A 20518-nucleotide genomic window follows, 5' to 3' on the forward strand; every position below is an offset into this window, starting at 1 on the left:
TCAGTGCTCGCGGGTCTCGCGGAATCGAATGTCCGGCCAGCGCTCCTGGGTCATCTGCAGGTTGACCCGGGTCGGCGCGATATAGGTGAGATAACCACCGCCATCGATGGCCAGGTTGGCACTGGCCTTGCGCTTGAATTCCTCAAGCATCTTGGCATCGTCGCAGTAGACCCAGCGCGCCGTATTGACGTTCACGCCCTCGTAGATGCAATCGACCTTGTACTCTTCCTTCAGGCGATGGGCGACCACATCGAACTGCAGGGTGCCCACCGCGCCAAGGATCAGGTCATTGTTGTCCACCGGCATGAACACCTGGGTCGCCCCCTCTTCCGACAGCTGCTGCAGGCCTTTCTGCAGGGCCTTCATCTTCAGCGGATCCTTCAGCCGCACGCGCTTGAACAGCTCAGGTGCGAAGTGCGGAATCCCGGTGAAGCGCATATCCTCACCTTGCGTGAAGGTATCGCCGATCTGAATCGTGCCGTGGTTGTGCAGACCGATGATGTCACCCGGCCAGGCCTCTTCCACATGCGCACGGTCTGCCGCCATGAAGGTCAGGGCGTCGGCAATCTTGACGTCCTTCTTGATACGCACGTGGCGCATCTTCATGTTCTTCTCGTACTTGCCCGAGCATACCCGCAGGAAGGCAATGCGATCGCGGTGGTTGGGATCCATGTTGGCCTGGATCTTGAACACGAACCCGGTGAAGCGCTCGTCTTCAGCGGGCACCTCGCGCACATCGGTCTCCCGCGATTGGGGCGGCGGCGCGTACTCGACAAAGCCATCGAGCATCTCGCGCACACCAAAGTTACCCATCGCTGTACCAAAGTACACCGGCGTCAGCTCCCCACGGCGGTACGCCTCAAGGTCGAACGTATGGGAAGCACCGCGCACCAGCTCTACCTCCATGCGCAGTTCTTCAGCCACATCTTCCCCGAGCACGGCGTCGACCTCGGGGCTGTCCAATCCCTCGATGCGCTTGTCATCGGGGATTCGGTTGCCCTGCCCCTGGGTGTAGAGGTGAATGACATCATTGTAGAGGTGATAGACGCCCTTGAACTGGCGCCCCATCCCGATCGGCCAGGTCATGGGCGCGCACTGGATGTTCAGCACGGTCTCGACCTCATCCATCACCTCGATGGGATCACGGATATCGCGGTCCATCTTGTTGACGAAGGTCAGGATCGGGGTGGTACGCAGGCGGCAGACCTCCATCAGCTTGATGGTGCGATCCTCGACCCCCTTGGCGCCATCGATGACCATCAGGGCAGAGTCCACCGCGGTCAGGGTGCGATAGGTATCTTCAGAGAAGTCTTCGTGCCCGGGAGTGTCGAGCAGGTTGACCATGCGTCCGCCATAGGGGAACTGCATGACCGAGGTCGTCACCGAGATCCCCCGCTCCTGCTCCATTTTCATCCAGTCCGAGGTGGCATGACGATCATCACGCTTGCTCTTCACCGACCCCGCCATCTGGATGGCATTTCCGAACAGCAGCATTTTTTCGGTGATGGTGGTCTTACCCGCATCCGGGTGACTGATGATGGCAAAGGTACGCCGAAGCCCGGTTTCCTGAGCCTGCTTGGGGTTGGACATGAAGACTTACGCCTGCTTGCTCGTCGAGTGGGGACACGGGCACTTAGGCGCCGTGTGCAAAGTCGCCATGATACCGCGACGAGGCCCCTGCCTGCATCCACCCAGACGGGACATCCGCTGCCGCCCCTCCCCAGCCTGAGCCTGAGCCTGAATGGATATCCGGGAAACCTCCACGGGCCAGTCCAGTTTCCCTTGAGTTGGCCGAAAACGCCCAGGAGCTAGGCGCAGGCACTTTTCAGACGAGCCCTAGGCCAGACTCTCCTCTATATGCTCCGCCAGATAGTCAATAAACACGCGCACCTTGGGTGGCAGCCCACTACGACTGGGAAACACCGCGTGAAATTCCAGCGTCGGGCCACGCCAGGACGGCAGTACGGCCTCCAGAGCCCCTTCCGCGAGGTGGGGCCTGGCCATCAGCGAGGTCCCAAAATAGATCCCATGCCCCCCAAGAGCAGTGTTCAGCGCCGACAGCGGTTCGTTGGAGACCAGCGCAGGCCTTAGCTGCACACGCAGGGCTTCATGCTCCGGCTGCCAGAGCTGCCACACCACCCGCTCTCTCTCGGGGTTGGGCGATTGGGCAAGCGTTACGTGGTTGACCAGTTCGTCCGGGTGACTAGGCCGTCCATGACGGTCCAGGTACCTGGGGCTTGCGTACAGCCGCATCACCGCTTCGCCCAGTTTACGAAAGCGATAGCCCCCCTGCTCCACCGGCCCCACATGAAGCGCGATATCCATTCCCTCGGCAAGCAGGTCCACCGAGGTATCGTTCAGGGTCAGTTGCAGGCGGATATCTGGATACTGCTGCAGAAAACCTCCCAACAACGGCGCCAGGTACTGAGAACCAAAGGTGTAGAGCGACGCCACCTTCAGCACTCCACTCGGGGTCGACTGCAGCTGGCCCACGGCCAGTTGTGCATCTTCGACTTCCCGCCGCATGGCCACACAGTGTTGATAGAACACCGCGCCGGCCTCGGTCAGGTGCATACGCCGGGTGGTGCGCTCCAGCAGCCGTATCCCCAAGTTGCGTTCCAGCTCCCTCAACTTGCGACTCAAGGTGCTGGAGGGTATTCCCAGCCGCTCAGAGGCTTGCCCGAAGCTTCCTAGATCCACGATGCAGGCGAACCACAGCATGCTGTTGGCATTCGGGTAGGTCATGACGCTCGCTTCCTTGTTCCATGGACACCCACGATTAGAGCCGATCCTGGCTATCGTCACCTTGCTCAGCGCCAGCATAACCGTCGCTCAGCTGACGCCTTGTCTCGTGCGGGGCTCTCTTAAGGGCTCTCTTGAGGGCCATCTCAGACACGACTCCAGCCACTATCCCATCGACGCAATTATTTTCTCCAATATCCGCGTTTTTCTCGTGGTCGGGGCTTCCTACAGTGGAGTCAGCCGTGATGCCAAGAGAGGAAACAATAATGCCAACCGCAGAGACTCGCCTCACACTGACCGTACGCCGGATTCGCCAGCTGACTCCCACCATCAAAGCCTTCGAGCTGGTATCCCCTGACGGCCAGGCGCTGCCAGCCTTCACTCCCGGCGCACACCTGAAAGTAGAGGTCCAGCTAGCTGACGGCAGTCGGGATGAGCGTGCCTACTCCCTGGTCAATAGCCAGGACCCCACCTCTCACTACGAGATTGCCGTGCAGCTGGAGCCGGAAAGCCGCGGTGGTTCCGCCTACATGCATGGTTTGAAGGAAGGTGTCACTGTTGGCGCATCCTGTCCACGCAACGACTTCCCTCTGGCACAGGATGGCACGCACCACGTCCTGATCGCCGGCGGCATCGGTATCACCCCCATACTCTCGATGGCCGCACAGTTGCAGGCACAGGGCGCTTCTTATGAGATGCATGTCGGCGCTCGAGCGCCGGGGCTTATGGCCTATCGAGCACATATCGAAAGCCTGTGCGGTCAGCATGCTCACCTGTGCTTCGACGGTGGAGACCCGAGCAAAGGCCTGCAGCTCGCTACCCTGATGGGTCCCCCAGCCCCCGGCAAGCACGTCTATGTCTGTGGCCCTCGCGGGCTGATCGACGCCGTCATTGCAACGGCCAAGGCCAACGGTTGGGAAGCGGAACAGGTGCATTTTGAACTGTTTGCGAGTACCGCACAGCAGACAGGTGACACCGGCTTCCAGGTTGAACTGACCGAATCCGGCATGACCCTCGAGGTGCCGCCGGACAAGACCATTCTGGAAGTGATGATCGCCGCCGGCCTGGACCCCTTGTACGACTGCAATCGCGGTGAGTGCGGGGTCTGCGCGGTGGATGTCATCGACGGCACCCCAGAGCACCGCGACTACTGCCTGAGCGAAGAAGACCACGAGTCAAATAGTTCCATGTGCATCTGCGTATCGCGATCCACGACCCCCAGTCTGTCACTCAAAGCGTAGCCCCCTTGATCCATTGATAGCCCCATCGAGTAGATACCACCGAAACACACGACCGAACAACAGGACCGAATAACAAGAGAGGAGAAACACCATGGCTCAATTCATTCGCAATGCCTGGTACGTCGCCGCCTGGAGCGAAGAAGTGCAGCGCAAGCTACTGCCACGCACCATTCTCAATGAACCCGTGGTCATGTATCGCCGCGAGAACGGCGAACCCGCCGCCCTTCTCGACAGCTGCCCTCACAAGCTGGCGCCACTATCGTTGGGCGAGTTGAAAGGCGACGAGGTCGAATGTGGTTACCACGGCATGATGTTCGACTGCACAGGCAAGTGTTCGCGCATCCCTGGACAGCCCAATATTCCGCCCAGCGCCAAGGTGCGAGCCTTCCCGGTCGTGGAACGCTACAACGCCGTATGGATCTGGATGGGTGAACCCGAGCTTGCCGACCCCTCGCAGATTGTGGAGGTGCCCCACTACGGTGAAGACGGCTGGGGACTGGTGGATGGCCAGTATCTGCACTTCAAGTCGAACTATCTGAACATCACCGACAACCTGGTGGATCCAGCCCATACGACCTATGTGCACAAGCGTACCATTGGTGGTGCCAGCGCCAGCGACGTCAGCGTCAAGGTAGAGCAGGGCGACAGCCACGTACTGGCCTACCGCTGGATCAAGGATGAGCCGCCGGTCCCGCTGTTCGAAAAGATGGGTAACTTCAAGGGGAATACCGACCGCTGGCAGTACTATTACCTGCACATGCCGTCGGTGTCCTACGTCGATTTCGGCGGCATCGATACCGGCGTCGAACCTACCGAGGACAACAAGGACAAGGGACTACGCTCCTACAGTTTCAATTTCCTGACGCCTGAAACCGACTCGACCACCCACTACTTCTGGCTGCACGTGCGCAACTATCACCCCACCAACGACGACGTCGATCGCGACGTGGAGCACTTGATGACCCTGACCTTCAACGAGGACCTCGACATTCTTGAGGAAATTCAGAAGGAACAGGATCGTACCGGCATTCGTGAGCGGGTCCGTCTAGGTATCGACAACGCCCCTGCCAGAATCCGCAAGATGGTCGAGCGCCGGGTCGCGGCAGAACAACCCACCGACTCTGCCTGATCCTTCATCGCTGCCATGGCGCCCGCTCACGGGCGCGTGCACCCACCCACCAGCGCCACCCGGGAGCCTCGTCTGCCGGGTGGCGCCGGCCGTTAGCGCCTACACGCAAGTCTCCTTCGGAAGCCTCCCTTGGACGCCACCGACTAACGGTACTGTCATCGCCACGGGCACCAGACACCGTAGTGACATATCTCTGCGATCAGTTTGTCACGCGCCGGCACGACACTATTTCCCGTCGTCAGCGCTCGGTTTGACCCACTCCACGCTATCCAGGCCACGCTATCCACGCCTGGCTGCGCGCCCAATCAGTGGGTAGCACAGAGGGGACAAAACAGAAGGGCTCTGAGCAGCAACGCTTAAGACGGGTTGCCGCCTCAGGTCGCCACCCTGATACGCAACCGATTGCCCACGCCAGGCACCTGATCTGGGAAGTCGACAACGTCTCTTGATAGTCCCTATCGGTAGTTCTTCGATAGCCCCTATCAATAGCCCCTGTCGAAAGCCCCCTGTCGATAGCCCCTGTCGATAGCCCCTGTCGATAGCCCCTGTCGCGACCTCTGCCCGCTGACGACAGCATCCCCCGGACCGTATGACAAGGAGAGCCCCATGTTTACCACACGACGCCAGTTTCTCGGCCTAGGCCTTAAGGCCGGCGCGGGACTAGGATTGATGACCGCGGCACCAGGCATTGTGCTAGCCGAGGCACGCCGCCCCCTGCTGACCTCAGGGGTGATGACCGGCGATGTTACCCAGGACCGCGCCATTCTCTGGTCCCGTGTAGACCGTCCCGCCCAGATGCTGGTGGAGATCGCGGACAACCCGACATTCGCCAACGCCCGCACGTTACAGGGTCCTACCGCCCTGCCCACCAGTGGCCTGACCACGAAGCTGGATATCACCGGGCTGGGCGACATGGAAGAAGTGCATTACCGCGTGCGCTACGCAGCGCTCGGCGATGCCCGAGCCCTGAGCGAGCCCACGGTGGGCCGATTGGTCATGCCAGGCCAGCGCGCACGCTCGGTGCGCTTCGTGTGGTCCGGGGATACCGTCGGTCAGGGCTGGGGCATCGATGAGTCACGGGGCGGCATGCGCATCTACGACACCATGCTCAAGCAGTCTCCGGACTTCTTCCTGCACTCCGGGGACACTATCTACGCCGACGGCCCGCTCGAGGAAACGGTCAATCTGGAAGACGGTAGCGTCTGGCGCAATCGCATGACCGAAGCCAAGAGCAAGGTTGCCGAGACCCTGGAAGAGTACCGCGGCCAGTATGTTTACAACCTGCTGGATGACAACCTCAAGCGCTTCAATGCCCAGGTGCCGATGTTTGCCCAATGGGATGATCACGAGACGGTCAACAACTGGTACCCCGGGGAAATCCTTGATGATCCCCGCTACAGCGAAAAGAACGTCTCCCTGCTGGCGGCACGAGCGCGTCGCGCCTTCCTGGAACACATGCCGATTCGTCAGCGGCCAGAAGCCCCGGAGATGATCCGCCGGCGTTTCCACTATGGGCCAGAGCTCGAGATGTTCATGCTCGACATGCGCACCCATCGCGCCGCCAATAGCACCAATCAACAGGCCGCCACGGACCCGGCATCGGCCTTGATGGGGCAGCGCCAGGTGGATGAGCTGATCGAGGCATTGAAGGCGTCCACGGCCACCTGGAAGATCATTGCCTCCGACATGCCAGTCGGCCTGGTGGTCGGTGATGGCGACAACTTTGAAGCGGTCGCCAACGCAGATAACGGGTTGCCGTCCGGCCGTGAGCATGAGATCGCGCGTTTGCTCAAGGCCATCGCCGACCACCGCATTACCAATGTGGTCTGGCTGACCGCCGACGTGCACTATACCGCCGCTCACCATTACGCACCGGAGCGCGCCAGCTTCAAGCACTTCACCCCGTTCTGGGAGTTTGTCAGCGGACCGCTTCACGCAGGCACCTTTGGCCCCAACGCACTGGACGGCACCTTCGGACCGCAAGTGGTGTTCCAGAAGGCCCCCGCCGATGGTCGCGTCAACCTGCCGCCAAGCGAGGGGTACCAGTTCTTCGGCCAGGTCGACCTGGACGGTGACAGCCTGGCCCTGACCGTTACCCTCAAGGACGTGGAAGGCGCCACCCTGCATCAGCAAGTCCTGACACCTGAGACGGCATAAGCCGCTGGATCAACCCACCTTTCAGGCGCGCAGAGCAGGCGCCTGATGAGACTGCGGGCAGGTGATGCTGGAATCGATTACCTGCCCGCTTGCTGGACGTGCACCTGCCGTCTGTTTGTCCCAGCACGCCCCTAACCCAGGACGTCCCTTTCCCAGAACGAGCCTATCGGATGCCGACGATCGCTGACCTGTCGGGCATCAAGCATCAAGGTTCCTGTGGCTGATCTGGCGATGGCTGCCCTGGCGATCTGTGGCGGCGGGCATAAAGCCACTCTCTGAGGTGCTCAAGGTAGCTGAGCAGCACTGGAATCACCGCCAGTACCAGCAAGGTCGACACCCCAAGGCCAAAGGCGATCGTGACCGCCATGGGAATCAGGAACTGGGCCTGAAGCGATGTCTCAAACAGCAGTGGCGTCAAGCCGCCGATGGTCGTCAGTGAGGTCAGGAAGACCGCGCGAACCCGCTGCACCACCGCCTCGTTCAACGCCGCGTCGATGCCAAGCCCTTTTTCTCGCTGAATGCGATAGAACGCGACCAGAATGATGGCATTGTTGACGACAATGCCGGACAGTCCAAACAGGCCGAAGATCGACAGGATCGTCAGGTCGAGCCCCATGAACCAGTGACCCAGCAGCGCACCGGTCAGCGCCAGCGGAATCGTTGCCATCACGATCAAGGGCAGGCTCCAGGAGGCGAACACCCAGGTCAGCACCACGTACATGAGGCCAAGACCGATGATCAGCCCGGTCTGCATGTCCGCAAAGGTCTCCCGCTGGTCCGCGGCCAAGCCCTCGTAGCTGTAGCGCAGGTGGTAGCGTTCAGACAGCGCCGGGAGCACCGACGCCTCAAGCGCCGCAATCACTTCCTCGGTGTTGGTGACTTCGCTGTCGAGATCGGCCCCTACCTCAATAGCCAACTGACCATCCGCATGCCTCAGCGCCTCGAAACCCTGCCGGTGCTTCAGCGTCATGACCTGGTCAAGGGGCACCAGACGTCCATCATCAACCCGAATCATCAGCCGCGGTAGCGTTGCCAGGTGATCACGCTGCTGCTGCGGCAACAGCACCCTGACTTCGATTTCATCGGCACCGTCCTGATAGGTCTGAACCAGCACCCCGTCGAAGGCAGCCCGCAGCTGATCCCCCAGCTCCCGTGTCGAAAGGCCCAGGGCCTGGCCATAGTCGTTGACGGAGTAGATCAGCTGCTCGCGCCCCCAGGGCATGTCATCCTCGGGCTCCAGCACGCCGGGTATCTGTTCCAGGCTCAGCGCCAGCGACTCGGCCGCGCGCTTGAGCTCCTCGGCAGATTCACCGGTCAGGCGAACGTTGACGTCCTTGCCGGGCGGACCACTGGTCTGCTCGACGATGGTCAGGGTATCCAGCCCAGGACGTTCTGTTAGCCGTTCACGCCAGGCACGAATGAAGGCCAGGTTGCGCACATCTCGCTGATCCGATGGCACCAGCTCCACCAAAATGCTGCCGACGTTATCCCCCGTACGACCGCTACCGTCCACCGCAAGGGTGCTGCCAATACGCACTACGGCGTGTTTGACCAGTTCCCCGCCGAGCGCTTGCTCGGTGTCGTCGAGGCCATCTACCATGTCCTCCAGATATTCCTCCACCTGATCCCTGGCGGTACCCGTCACAAAGCTGAGGTTGGCATACAGCACACTGGGTTCCGGGGCGGGAAAGAAGTTGAAGGCGAGGCGTCCCCCTGCCAGCAGACCAATGGTGAGTATCACCAGGGCGATGGCGGCAGAGAGGGTCACGGCCCGATGGCGCAGCGTCGTCTGGGAGAAGCGCCGAAACGGCCCCTCTCGAAAACGGTCGAAGCCACGATCGAACCGAGCTCTAAGGCGGTTAAGCCACCCCCCGCCAGCCTTCTCGGCAGTCACGCCAAAGGCATTTCGAAGATGGGCCGGGAGCACCACGAAACACTCCAGCAGCGAGGCCACCAGAACGCAGATCATGACCACCGGGATATCGCGCAGGATATTGCCGATGATGCCCCCCACCATCAGCAGTGGCATGAAGGCTGCGACGGTGGTCAGGGATGAGGCGACCACCGGCCATAACATGCGGTTAGCGGCCCCCGATGAGGCCAGCCGCGCGGGTTCACCGGCCCGGAAGTGGGCATCAGCGTCCTCACCGACGACGATGGCATCATCCACGATCACCCCCAGCGCCATGATCAACGCAAACAGTGACATCATGTTGACGGATCCACCGATCAGCCAGAACACGGCCATGGCGCCAAGAAACGCCGTCGGAATGCCAATGGCGACCCACAGGGCCACCCTGGCGGGAAGAAATAGATAGAGCAGGCCCAGGACCAGGACCAGGCCGCCCAGACCATTGTTGATCAACAGCCCAATACGTTCGGAGAGGAACTGCCAGCTCTCATCGTAGACATCCAGCTTGATGCTCTGGGGCAGATTGGGCCGAGTGGTGTCCAGCCATTGCTGCAGCGTGGTGGCGGCCTCCAGCGAGTTGCCGCTCTCGGAGCGCTGCAGCACCAGCTCGATCGCAGGTCGCCCTGCATACTGCATGGCCATCTGCCGGGGACGATCTTCCTGACGGATAAAGGCGATATCTCCCAGTGCCAGGCGCACGCGTTGTCCGCCACGCACCGCGATATCGGCAAACTCCTGGGCATCACGGCGCTGCTGCACCGCACGTAATTCCCGCTCGCCGTCCTGGCTGCCGAGAAGTCCCGCCGGCAGGTCAACGGACATACCATCGAGACGCTGGGCCACCTCCGGCAGCGTCAAGTCAAGCTGCCCCAGACGCTCCACAGGCACCTGCACACTGATCTGCTGCTCAGGCATGCCATCGAGGACCACCCGATCGATACCCGCCGCCAGCAGCTCGTCCTCGAAGCGCCTTGCCAGGCTCCGCAGCGCCTGCGCATCCACGTCACCAGACACCAGCAGGCGGGCGACCGGTTCATACTCCTTGGCCCGGGCCACCCGGGGCTCTTCTGCAGCACTCGGCAAGTTATCGAAGCCGTCAACCTGCTCGCGTACATCGTCCAGCGCCAGCACCGGGTCGGTCCCCTCGTAGAACTCCAGAGTTATGCTCGACACCCCCTGGGCGGAGGTCGACGTCATTCGCTTGAGTCCATCAAGGTTGCGCAGCCGCTGCTCTAGCGGGATCGTGATGCCCTGCTCGACGTCCTCGGCCGAGGCACCGGTGTAGACCGTCTGTACCGACACGATGTCCAGGGCAAAGTCCGGAAAGAACTGGATGTTCATCCGGCTCAGCCCAAGCACCCCACCCATCAGCATGACCACCATCACCAGGTTGGCGGCGACCCGATGACGTGTGAAGAAACCGATGACACCCGAGGACCGTGGGTCGTTGCTCACGGCGCGTCCTCCTCGATGGATGCGCTGCCGGCAACCGTGGCCGTGTCGGTGGTACTCTGCTCCTGTGACGGAGTCTGGGTCTGAGATGAACGCTGGGCTGGCGGCTGGGAGGTTGATTCGGACTCACGGGAAGACAGATCCGTCACCCGCAGCCCTTCGATGGCATTGGGCAGGTGAGTCGTGGCCAAGCGTTGCCCATCGGCCAGGCCCTCACCGCTGATGATCATCCAGGAGCCACCGCCTGGCCCCGGCGCTTCGCCGTGCCGGGTCACGCTGATGGGGACCAGGCGGCCTTGCTCGATCACATAGATTCGGTCCGCCCCATACACGGCGCTGAACGGGATCAAGGCGCTGTCAGCAACCGCCGGACGCTCGACGAACAGCGACACCAATGCCCCAGGACGCAGACGTGGCGTCGACGGCAGCGCCTCGAAGATGGCTTCCGTACCGGCAGGATCTCCCTGACCGGACAAGGCCCGTAGCCGATAGCGTCCCCCTTCGTCGTCAAAGGCGTAGACGTCGACGCCCTGGTCGAGACCTGTCATCAACTCCGCCTGCACACCACGAGGCACCCTCGCCCGCACCTCGAGGCCAGCAAGAGGTATCAATTCGAGCAACGGGTCTCCATCGCGGACACGGTCCCCAGGGGCAATCTGGACCTGACTGACTATCCCCGCAAAGGGTGCCTGGACCCTGGCCCGCCTGGCGTCTCGACGCGCCTCTGACAAGGCAGCCTGTGCCTGGCGTCGCTGTGCTTCCAGGCTGGCCAGCCTGGCCGGATGACCGTCAAGCTCGCCTTGACGACTCACCAGAGTGACCTGAGCGCGGGCAATGTCATTTTCATCGGCGTCCAGCTCAGCACGGGAGGCCAGGTTTCGGTTGACCAGGGATCGCATGCGTTCAAGCTGGCTTCTGGCATTGTTCAGCAGCTCCTGCTCCCGAGCCAGCGCCTTGCCGTCGCTGTCGAAGCGAACCTGCTCGGCCTCCACCTCCGCGTCCAGTCGCGCCACCTCAGACTCCGCCCGCGCCACCACCGGGTCGACATCCTCGTCAGCCAGCGCCACCAGCAGGTCACCCTCGGCCACGTGTTCGCCCTCGCGCACAGGGCGCTCGGCGATATGCCCATCCAGGGAGGCCATCAGCTCGACCCGGTCGGGCGCGACCACTTCCCCATACAGCGCCAGTCTGGGCGTGTGGCGCCCCAGAGAGAGCGTCATTGCCGATACTGGCCATTCCCGCTCTGCAACCGTCACCGGTGGCGGCGTCGGCCGGGTCGCCTTGAGCAGCAGAAATCCTCCGACCCCGAGCCCTAGAATCAACAGCGGTAACAGTCGCTTCAACATGTACATCCAGTCCCTTGTTCTTGCATCAACGGCCGCTGGCTTGGCCAAGCGTGAGTGCCGTCGATGTCCGCACCAGCGCAATGTCTGCGCTACCGATATTCCCGCAAGCGCTGTCATTGCGTTGCCGACACTGCGCTACCAGTGTTGTTCCGCCTGCCCAGGTCAGCGACGCGGCCTCAGCGCTGCCGCCACATCAGCTTGCCACTGTTGCTCAGCTGGGGTGACAACGCAATCGCCAGGCTCCAAAGCTCTTGATCTGGGCAAGCAAGCTCGAGACATACGACGGTCCATTGCGCGATGCGGTATCATGCCGCCACTTAATGAGGGAGACATCATGCAAGCCGCACTTCCGCTACCCCTATCGACGCCAAACCGTAATCTGGTTCGCCTCACCTTCGTGCGGGGAATCACCTGGACCGGCTTCCTGGTGGCCATCATCGTGGGTATCGAGCTGCTGGACTTCGCCCTGGATGTCCCTGCCGTCATCGCCGTGATTGTGGCCATGGGCGTCATCAACATCGCCACCTGGTGGCGACTCGGCCGCCCCCGGGATGTCAGCCACCACGAGTATCTACTCCACCTGCTGCTGGACGTCGCCGGCCTGACGCTGTTGTTCTATTTCACTGGTGGGGCCACCAATCCCTTTATCACCTACTATCTGGTACCGGTAACCATCGCCGCCGCCACCTTGCCCTGGCGTCATGCCTGGATTCTGGCCATCACGGCCATGGCCTGCTACAGCGCGCTGATGGTGGTCTATCACCCCGTACCGCAGCTGGGCTCTCACTATGCCTCGAGCGTGAACCTGCATGTGCTCGGCATGTGGCTCAATTTCTTCCTGTCTGCCGGTCTGGTCACCTTCTTCATCTACAAGATGGCCCACGCACTGCGCCATCGGGAGCAGGCCCTGGCCCGAACTCGGGAGGCCGCGCTGCGCTCCGAACAGGTGCTGGCCGTGGCAACACAGGCCGCCGGCACCGCCCATGAGCTGGGTACCCCACTGTCGACCATGGCGGTCGTGCTGTCCGAATTGAAGAGTGAACATGCCGACCATCCACGCCTGGTGGAGGATATTGACCTGCTGCGCCAGCAGGTCGATACCTGCAAGGCCCGCCTGCGCCATCTCGTCGACAGCGCCGACCTGCAACGCAAGGATGAGCCCAAACGACTCGATGCCAGGACCTGGCTTGAAGGGGTGATCGATCGCTGGCGTGTCCTGCGACCGGATGTCACCCATGAAGTCAGTGTCTTGCGACGCCGGGGACAACCGATGATTGCCGTCGATACCACCCTGGACCAGGCGCTGACCAACCTGCTGAACAATGCGGCCGATGCACGACCGGACGACATCGCGATCCAGCTCGACTGGACGGCGGACCAGGTCGTCATCGACATTCGCGACCACGGTCCGGGCATTCCCATGTCGATTGCCGATCAGCTGGGCGACACCTTCGTCTCTACCAAGAGCAAGGGACTTGGTATTGGACTGTTTCTTACCCATGCCACCATCAATCGCTTCGGCGGTGGCGTCAGTCTGTATAATCACCCCGAAGGCGGCACCTTGACCGAGGTGTCACTGCCCCGCGTCAGCTGAGTCTCCCCGATAGAGGACATCATGCAAGACACCGCACACAGGCTACTGATCATTGATGATGATGACGTCTTCTGCCACGTCCTTGAACGCGCCATGCAGCGCCGAGGACATGACGTCAAGGTGGCGCTGGACGCCACCCAGGCGCTGGAACTGGCCCGCAGTCACCAGCCCGATGTCGCCACCCTGGACCTGAAACTCGACCAGGAGTCCGGGCTGAAACTGCTGCCCGAACTGCTGGAAGTCGTTCCCCAGTGTCGCGTCGTGGTACTGACCGGCTACTCCAGCATCGCGACGGCGGTGGAGGCGATCAAGCTGGGTGCCGTCAACTACCTGTGCAAGCCGGTAGACGCCGACGAGGTGCTGGCCGCGCTAGAGCAGCGTGAAGGCAACCCCGAGACGGAAGTGGCGGACAACCCTCCCTCGATCAACCGGCTTACCTGGGAGCATATTCAAAAGGTTCTGCAGGAGCACGATGGCAATATCTCAGCCACCGCCAGAGCGCTAGGCATGCACCGCAGAACCCTGCAACGCAAGCTGCAGAAGCGCCCGGTCAGGCGCTGACGCGCTGGTGCGATGTGTCAGACGCCGGTCGACTGGTCGGCGTCTGACCCATGTGACGTCTCCGCGATGACTACTGTGCTGTCCAGCCCAGGTCGATATTCCAACTGGCACCGGTAACCGCGCCAGCCGCATCCGAGGCCAGGTACGCCACCAGAGAAGCGACCTCGCTGGGCTCTATCAACCGCTTCACCGCAGCGTTCTTGAGCATGATTTGCTCAATGACCTGCTGCTCCTCCATGCCATGCAGCTTGGCCTGATCGCTGATCTGGTTATCCACCAACGGTGTCTTCACATAGGCAGGACACAGCGCATTGGCCGTAATCCCCTGCGCGCCCCCTTCCAATGCAGCGGTCTTGGTCAACCCGATCATGCCGTGCTTGGCGCTGATATAGGCCGACTTGCCGGGCGACGCCACCTGAGCGTGCACCGAGGCAATGTTGATGATCCGCCCCCAGCCATTGTCACGCATCGACGGCCACACGGCCTGGGTCAGCAGGAAGGGGGCGGTGAGCATGAGATCGATGATCCGGCGCCACTGCTCCTGGGGAAAATCGACAATCGGTGCGACATGCTGAATGCCCGCATTGTTGACCAGAATATCCACGCGACCGAAACGTGCCAGCGCCTCATCCACTGCGCCGCGACACGCCTCGCCCTGGGTCAGGTCAGCCTGATAGAAGGCGGCGCCCTCGGCCTCTGCAGTCTGGCGCCCTTCCGGGTTGAAGTCGACGGCCAGCACCTCATGTCCCTGGGCTCGTAGCTCGGCCACGACCGCGGCTCCGATGCCACTGCTGGTGCCGGTCACCAGCGCGACCCTGGTCGGGGAATTGGCACTCATCTCTCTCTCCTTGCGCGAGGCGTCTGCAGGTTATCGCCCGTACGGTTCGCCACTAACGGCGCCGTACATTAGGGCACCAGCATAGATAGTGCTGCAGTGCAGCGCCAGCCATCCCATAGTCGAAACAAGGGATCGTTCAGCCTGGGGAAGCTTCCGTCATGACGCGGTCCATCAGCCGCTGAGCCAGGCGACAGGCCTCGCCCATATCATCGACATCGTCCAGATCCGACAGCAACTCACATCGCCACAGCCAGCTGTCGCCTAGCGCCTCCCGATAAAATGCGAACTCACCACGTGGCAGGGTCACATACCATGGAGAACGGAAAGCCTCATCGGTGGGGACGTTGGCGGGACGGTCGCCCAGGCCTGGCGCTTCGGACGCCGACGGCTGCGACACATCTCTGACCAGCGCAAGGGACAGATGACATGGCGTCAGCCAGGCACCCAGCAGCCAGTCTGGATGACCGGGACAGCCCCCGAAACACAGCGCGTCGACCTTCAGCCCCCGGCGCGAGCCCGCGCACACGTCCAATGCCTGCTGGTGGGCAACGCGATAGGTGACCGCCAGGGCCTCGAGACGACGGTATTGATCGCGGGTCAGGGCGCTCATGATGTTTCCTCTACTGACGCGGCACGGGGTGCGAGATATCGGCGTGAGATCGTGGCGATGGTAGACTCTACACCATTGTCCCCTGCAAGGAGTGCCCCATGAACCTCGAGGAGCGCCTGGCCGTTACCATCGAGATCGCGAAAGCCGCAGGTCAGATGATCGCTGACGCCCGCGACAATGACGATCTACAGCACCATTACAAGGACGGACAGGAGCTGGTCACGGATACCGACGTCGCCGTCGACACCATGATCAGCCAGCGACTGGAGTCGGCTTTCCCCGGCGAAGAGCGCCTGAGCGAGGAACTCTCGCCCGATAAGGATGCCTTGGAGCAAGGTGGCGACCTGTGGGTGGTCGACCCCATTGATGGCACCGTCAATTTTGCCCACGGGCTGTGTCATGTGGCGGTGTCGATTGCCTACGTCAAGGATGGGGTCACCCAACTCGGCGTGGTGCATGCCCCGTTCCTGGGAGAGACCTACACCGCCGTTCGCGGCAAGGGTGCCTGGTGCAACGACCAGCCGATCAAGGCGAGCCAGGCGAAGAGCCTGGACGCCAGCCTGGTCGGTACCGGTTTTCCCTATCGGCGTGACAGCCGTCCCCCGCTGATGCGTCGACTCGGCGCGGTGCTTCATCGCTGCCGCGACATCCGCCGCAATGGCTCCGCCGCGCTGGACCTGTGTGACGTGGCTCGCGGTCGGCTGGATGCCTATTACGAAACCGTATCCCCCTGGGATTTCGCCGCCGGTTGGCTAATTGCCGCCGAGGCTGGCGCCACCACCGGACACCTCTACCCCTGTCCTGGTGGTCTGCCGGAGGACCTGTACGGTGAAAACCTGTTGGTCAGCGCACCGAGCATCCACGCCGAATTGGCCGATCTACTGCGCCGTGCCGACGCCGGCGAGCTGCGTGAGGACAGCGCCGACCAGGCGTGATAGCGATGGCCGATAGGGAGAGATATGTTCCACCTATTGGCCTTCGACAGCACAATCCGTCACAATGCGCGCCACTTTCTTCGTCGACCTGCTCGCTTCGTTGTGCTGTTCTCACCTACGACCAACCGATAGGGCTTAACCAACGCCTTTGAAGGTCGTCTTCGAAGCGTCTTCACGCGGGTCACAGACACCACTCGTCAATGCATTGCGTATGCAAGGAGATGTCATGTTTGTTGTTATTTTCGGTCGTCCTGGATGCCCCTTCTGCGTGCGCGCCAAGGAGCTTGCCAACACCCTGAGCGATGCCGGCAGCATCGAAGGCTACCGCTACGTAGATATCCATGAAGAAGGCATCACTAAAGCCGACATGGAAAAGACCATTGGCAAGCCTGTGACCACCGTGCCGCAGATTTTCGTGGACCAGACCCACGTCGGTGGTTTCACGGAATTCGATCAGTACGTCCGTGACAACGCCATGTTGCCTGCCTGACCACCACCGGGAGTCGGCTGGACACCTGGCCAGGCACCACCGTGAACGGCTACGCGGTAAAGACACCGCGGTAGGCGGTGATCGGGGAGCCTGATGTGCTGAACGACGCGAAGGACGCGTGGAAGACACCTGAAAGACACGTGAAAAAACACGTCGAGAAAGCTCTTGGTAAAAGCACGGCGAGGGATCCATCGGACCCCTCGCCGTTTTTTTATGCGCAGGCTTTTATGCTCAAGCGAGCAAAAACGACGTCATCCAAGATCCAAGCAGACAAACGTTCTCGCGTCGTTGAATGGTCCTGACGACGCCATGCCTATACTCATGGCTCAGGTATCGGGCAGGCAAGGAACGGCAATGACAGAGCAGCAGCGCCTCGTTCAGCAACTCAGGCTGGACTACATTCACCAGCATCCGGATGTCAGTGCCTTGCGCCTGTGGCCAGTGGATGCGCCGATCGAGAGCTTTACCTTGGTGACCTTGAGCCAGTCGCCATGGAATCTCGCGTCATTGCTGCCGATGCTGGAAGCCCATGACTACCGCCCGCTGCACCGCTATGCCCTGCCCGAGCGAGGCCTGCTGGCCTGCTTGCTAGGGGGGCTTGGCGATGGCCCGCGTATCATCATCGTGGAGCTGCAGACCACCCGCCTCTCGCGAGCGCCTCGGGACGCGCTGCTATCGCTGGTCAAGCAGGGCCACCCTTCGGCCCTGCCCCTTCCCGGTGCTTGCCGTCCCTGGCCGATGCCTGACTGGTCGCTGTATGAACGCCTGCATGCAGCCCACCCGCTGGCTGCCTGGCTGTCAGTGATGGGCCCCAGGGTCCATCACGTGGCGCTAGACTGCCACCACTTGGGACGACCCCTGTCACAGCTGGATAATGCGGTGCGCCAGCAAGGACTTGCCCTCGGCGACGACGATGACCTCCCGTTGCCGATGTCGGCCATGGTCGAGCATCGCTTCTACCCTACCTGTTCACGCCGACTGGCCTTCGCCCATGGTGATGAACATCGGGTGCAGTTGGGTGGACTGCTGCTGCTGGAAAAACAGGCCAGTGCCGGCCAGGAGCGCACCGCCGACGTGATGCTGCCACCCCACAGTCGCTGCGAAATCCTCTAGCGCACATAGCGTCAACACCTGCGTGCATATCCAAGACGACATGCACTCGACCTGGCGCACCGGCTGTCAGCTCGGGGTCGACTCAGCCTCAAGATCCAGTTCCAGCTGCTGCGGTTCGTAGCGTGGATCGACCTCGGCGAAATGCGGTGTCTCCATGACCGGCTGAGCCACGAAGGGCTCCTGCTCCACGTGGCGATCTCGTTCATCATGCAGTCGCACCATCACAAACATGGCCAGCGAAAACGCCGCCATGCCCAGGAACAGCCACAGGCCATCAGGGCCTGCCGCCTGCATCACCAGCGACGCACTGAAGGGGCCGATGACCGAGCCGATGCCGTACCACATCATTAGCTTGGCGTTGGCGGCTACCACTTCTTCCGGCTCCAGCCAGTCGTTGGTGTGGGCAAGGCTTAATGAATACAGCGTATGCAACATGGCGGTATGACCACAGGCGATCGCCAGCAACCACCAGAAACTGCCGCCCGCCACTACCGAAATCAGCGCCCCGGTGACGGTCATGACGATGGCCATCCACAGGATGACGCGCCGCCTGTCCAGCCGATCCGATACGCGACCGAGGCCCCACTGGGCCACCAGCGCCACCAATGTGGTCACCGCCATGAATTTCGCGGTCTGGGCCGTTGTCAGACCGATTTCCTGTCCATAGTAGGGGGTCATGGCAAAGAAGGCCTGGACCATGAGACCGCCAGTGAAGGCGCCGACCAGCCCGACCGGAGCACGACGATAGAGCGTCTTCAGCTTGATCTTGCGAGGGGTAATATCGCCATGGCGGCTGGGCCCGTGGATACGATGAATCGATAGCGGCACCAGGGACAGGGCAAACAGCATACCGACTACCGAGAACAATACTGGCCCGGCCGGGTCGGCGATGTTCAGCATCCATTGCCCACCCGCCAGTGAGGTCGTCGAGATCACCATGTACCAGCCGAGTACCTTGCCCCGATTGTCATTGCTGGACTCACCCGATACCCATGACTCCATCACCATCAGCAGGCCCGCGGTGGCACCACCGCCAATCAGCCGCCACACCAGCCAAGCCCAGGGATTTACCCATAAACCATGGAGCATGGCCGTGACTGCCAGGGAGGCGGCGCAGGCCGCAAACACGCGAATATGGCCGACGCTGCGGATGCGCTTCTCGAGCCAATAGCTTCCCGCCACGAACCCCAGCGAAAAGCTCGACATCAATAGGCCTGCCATCTGCGAAGGAAACCCTTCCAGTGACATCCTGACCCCCAGCAAGGTCATGATCAGGCCGTGACCTAGCAGAAAGCACATCTCACACAGAAAAAGCACAGGTAGCGTGGCGGGCAGCGCGCGCAAGGGGAACCTCCGTGGGTATGGGACGTGGACGATCGACCTGCCTGTCGTCCACTCTGCGTGGGTGGGCTACAGGGACAGGACAGGGACGATACGGGGGCAACGGCGCCGCATTGTACCGATCCGTTGAGAGGAGACCATCCCTCGCAGGAGGTTCATCCACAAAATCTGTGGATAAGGCTGTGCATCAAGGCGTTTGAATGGCCCAGGGGCCCGGCCACAGGGGGGGCATGCTCAAGATGGTCACAAAATCGACAACCCCTTGAAGCACTTCAACGAAAGCGGCCCGGCAAGAGCCGGGCCGCGATAACGCGTGTTCAAGCTGACACGTCAATCAGTCAAATACCATCTCCGGTACGTGCTCTGGAACGATCAGCTTGCCGGCGGTCTTCTCCTTGATCTCCTCGACGCTCACACCAGGCGCGCGCTCCTTGAGGATAAAGGCGCCGTCATCAATCTCGAGGTAGGCAAGATCGGTCAGCACCCTTTTGATGCAACCCGCACCGGTCAGGGGCAAGGTGCACGACTCCAGCAATTTCGACGATCCATCCTTGGAGGCGTGGGTCATGGTGCAGATGATGTTCTCTGCCCCGGCCACCAGGTCCATGGCCCCGCCCATGCCCTTGATCAACTTGCCGGGCACCATCCACGAGGCAATGTTTCCGTTCTGGTCTACCTCAAAGGCGCCCAGTACGGTCAGGTCAACGTGACCGCCGCGAATCATGGCGAAGGATTCTGCAGACGAGAAAATGGCCGCACCAGGGCGCGCCGTCACGGTCTGCTTACCCGCATTGATCATGTCCGGATCGACCTCTTCTTCGGTCGGGAAGCGGCCCATGCCGAGCAGCCCGTTCTCGGACTGCAGCATGACGTCCATGCCTTCCGGCACATAGTTGGCGACCAGGGTGGGAATACCGATGCCCAGGTTCACGTAGAAACCGTCTTCGAGTTCACGGGCGACACGCTGTGCCATCTGTTCACGAGTAAGTGCCATCTTGATGCCTCTTGTCTATGTCATGGAGCTGGTTGCCCGTTGGCGCTTACCTCGGCAAGCACC

The 20518-nt window shown here is 61.6% G+C and carries 16 protein-coding genes; 8 read left to right on the plus strand and 8 right to left on the minus strand.

The features are described from left to right. Both KUW18_RS15135 and KUW18_RS15140 read right to left on the minus strand, forming a co-directional pair. Entirely contained in the window at nucleotides 1–1590 is a 1590-nt protein-coding gene (locus KUW18_RS15135; RefSeq protein WP_206938603.1) for a peptide chain release factor 3, read from the minus strand. Nucleotides 1591–1836: 246 nt separating this feature from the next. Next, entirely contained in the window at nucleotides 1837–2745 is a 909-nt protein-coding gene (locus KUW18_RS15140) for a LysR substrate-binding domain-containing protein (protein ID WP_222561768.1), read from the minus strand. A 263-nt stretch (nucleotides 2746–3008) separates the two neighbouring features. Between KUW18_RS15140 and KUW18_RS15145 the strand changes: the two genes are divergently transcribed. The 3 genes from KUW18_RS15145 to KUW18_RS15155 all read left to right on the plus strand — a co-directional run bounded on the left by KUW18_RS15145 (nucleotide 3009) and on the right by KUW18_RS15155 (nucleotide 7269). Beyond that, nucleotides 3009–3983, plus strand: a complete 975-nt coding sequence (locus KUW18_RS15145; protein ID WP_222238420.1) for a PDR/VanB family oxidoreductase — start codon at nucleotides 3009–3011, stop codon at nucleotides 3981–3983. 91 nt (nucleotides 3984–4074) lie between these two features. Beyond that, a complete protein-coding gene (locus tag KUW18_RS15150; protein ID WP_222163849.1) occupies nucleotides 4075–5112 on the plus strand; it encodes an aromatic ring-hydroxylating dioxygenase subunit alpha in 1038 nt (345 codons plus the stop codon). A 606-nt stretch (nucleotides 5113–5718) separates the two neighbouring features. Further along, nucleotides 5719–7269, plus strand: a complete 1551-nt coding sequence (locus tag KUW18_RS15155) for an alkaline phosphatase D family protein (RefSeq protein ID WP_222561769.1) — start codon at nucleotides 5719–5721, stop codon at nucleotides 7267–7269. 205 nt (nucleotides 7270–7474) lie between these two features. Here KUW18_RS15155 and KUW18_RS15160 read toward each other — a convergent pair whose 3' ends face one another. Both KUW18_RS15160 and KUW18_RS15165 read right to left on the minus strand, forming a co-directional pair. Beyond that, nucleotides 7475–10636 (minus strand): efflux RND transporter permease subunit, encoded by a 3162-nt coding sequence (locus KUW18_RS15160; protein WP_315900679.1) that lies wholly within the window; start codon nucleotides 10634–10636, stop codon nucleotides 7475–7477. After that, nucleotides 10633–11979: an efflux RND transporter periplasmic adaptor subunit gene (locus KUW18_RS15165; protein WP_222561770.1), complete on the minus strand. Its 1347-nt coding sequence runs from the start codon at nucleotides 11977–11979 to the stop codon at nucleotides 10633–10635. The genes KUW18_RS15160 and KUW18_RS15165 overlap by 4 nt, the downstream gene beginning before the upstream one ends. A 334-nt stretch (nucleotides 11980–12313) precedes the next feature. Between KUW18_RS15165 and KUW18_RS15170 the strand changes: the two genes are divergently transcribed. Beyond that, a complete protein-coding gene (locus tag KUW18_RS15170; RefSeq protein ID WP_222163852.1) occupies nucleotides 12314–13573 on the plus strand; it encodes an ATP-binding protein in 1260 nt (419 codons plus the stop codon). Between the two features lie 21 nt (nucleotides 13574–13594). After that, the gene (locus tag KUW18_RS15175; protein WP_206938592.1) at nucleotides 13595–14134 is read left to right on the plus strand and encodes a response regulator transcription factor; all 540 of its coding nucleotides are present in this window, start codon (nucleotides 13595–13597) and stop codon (nucleotides 14132–14134) included. Nucleotides 14135–14204: 70 nt separating this feature from the next. Here KUW18_RS15175 and KUW18_RS15180 read toward each other — a convergent pair whose 3' ends face one another. Next, complete coding sequence (locus KUW18_RS15180) at nucleotides 14205–14972, minus strand: 3-hydroxybutyrate dehydrogenase (RefSeq protein ID WP_222561771.1); 768 nt, start codon at nucleotides 14970–14972, stop codon at nucleotides 14205–14207. 136 nt (nucleotides 14973–15108) lie between these two features. Continuing rightward, entirely contained in the window at nucleotides 15109–15582 is a 474-nt protein-coding gene (locus KUW18_RS15185; protein WP_222561772.1) for a [NiFe]-hydrogenase assembly chaperone HybE, read from the minus strand. Between the two features lie 98 nt (nucleotides 15583–15680). On the opposite strand from KUW18_RS15185, the gene KUW18_RS15190 reads away from it, so the two are divergent. The 3 genes from KUW18_RS15190 to KUW18_RS15200 all read left to right on the plus strand — a co-directional run bounded on the left by KUW18_RS15190 (nucleotide 15681) and on the right by KUW18_RS15200 (nucleotide 18120). Beyond that, nucleotides 15681–16517: an inositol monophosphatase family protein gene (locus KUW18_RS15190; protein ID WP_206938579.1), complete on the plus strand. Its 837-nt coding sequence runs from the start codon at nucleotides 15681–15683 to the stop codon at nucleotides 16515–16517. A gap of 226 nt (nucleotides 16518–16743) precedes the next feature. Then, nucleotides 16744–17007 carry a GrxA family glutaredoxin gene (locus KUW18_RS15195; RefSeq protein WP_206938577.1) on the plus strand — a complete coding sequence of 88 codons (264 nt, stop codon included), beginning with the start codon at nucleotides 16744–16746 and terminating at the stop codon, nucleotides 17005–17007. Nucleotides 17008–17361: 354 nt separating this feature from the next. Then, complete coding sequence (locus tag KUW18_RS15200) at nucleotides 17362–18120, plus strand: DUF1338 family protein (protein WP_222238411.1); 759 nt, start codon at nucleotides 17362–17364, stop codon at nucleotides 18118–18120. 66 nt (nucleotides 18121–18186) lie between these two features. Here the strand turns inward: KUW18_RS15200 and KUW18_RS15205 are convergent, their stop codons facing one another. After that, nucleotides 18187–19464 (minus strand): MFS transporter, encoded by a 1278-nt coding sequence (locus KUW18_RS15205; RefSeq protein ID WP_222561773.1) that lies wholly within the window; start codon nucleotides 19462–19464, stop codon nucleotides 18187–18189. A gap of 331 nt (nucleotides 19465–19795) precedes the next feature. Continuing rightward, entirely contained in the window at nucleotides 19796–20455 is a 660-nt protein-coding gene (locus KUW18_RS15210; protein WP_206938571.1) for a CoA transferase subunit B, read from the minus strand. Nucleotides 20456–20518 lie beyond the last annotated feature (63 nt).

The organism is Halomonas sp. DP5Y7-2 (assembly GCF_019802025.1).
Classification (GTDB): domain Bacteria; phylum Pseudomonadota; class Gammaproteobacteria; order Pseudomonadales; family Halomonadaceae; genus Halomonas; species Halomonas litopenaei_A.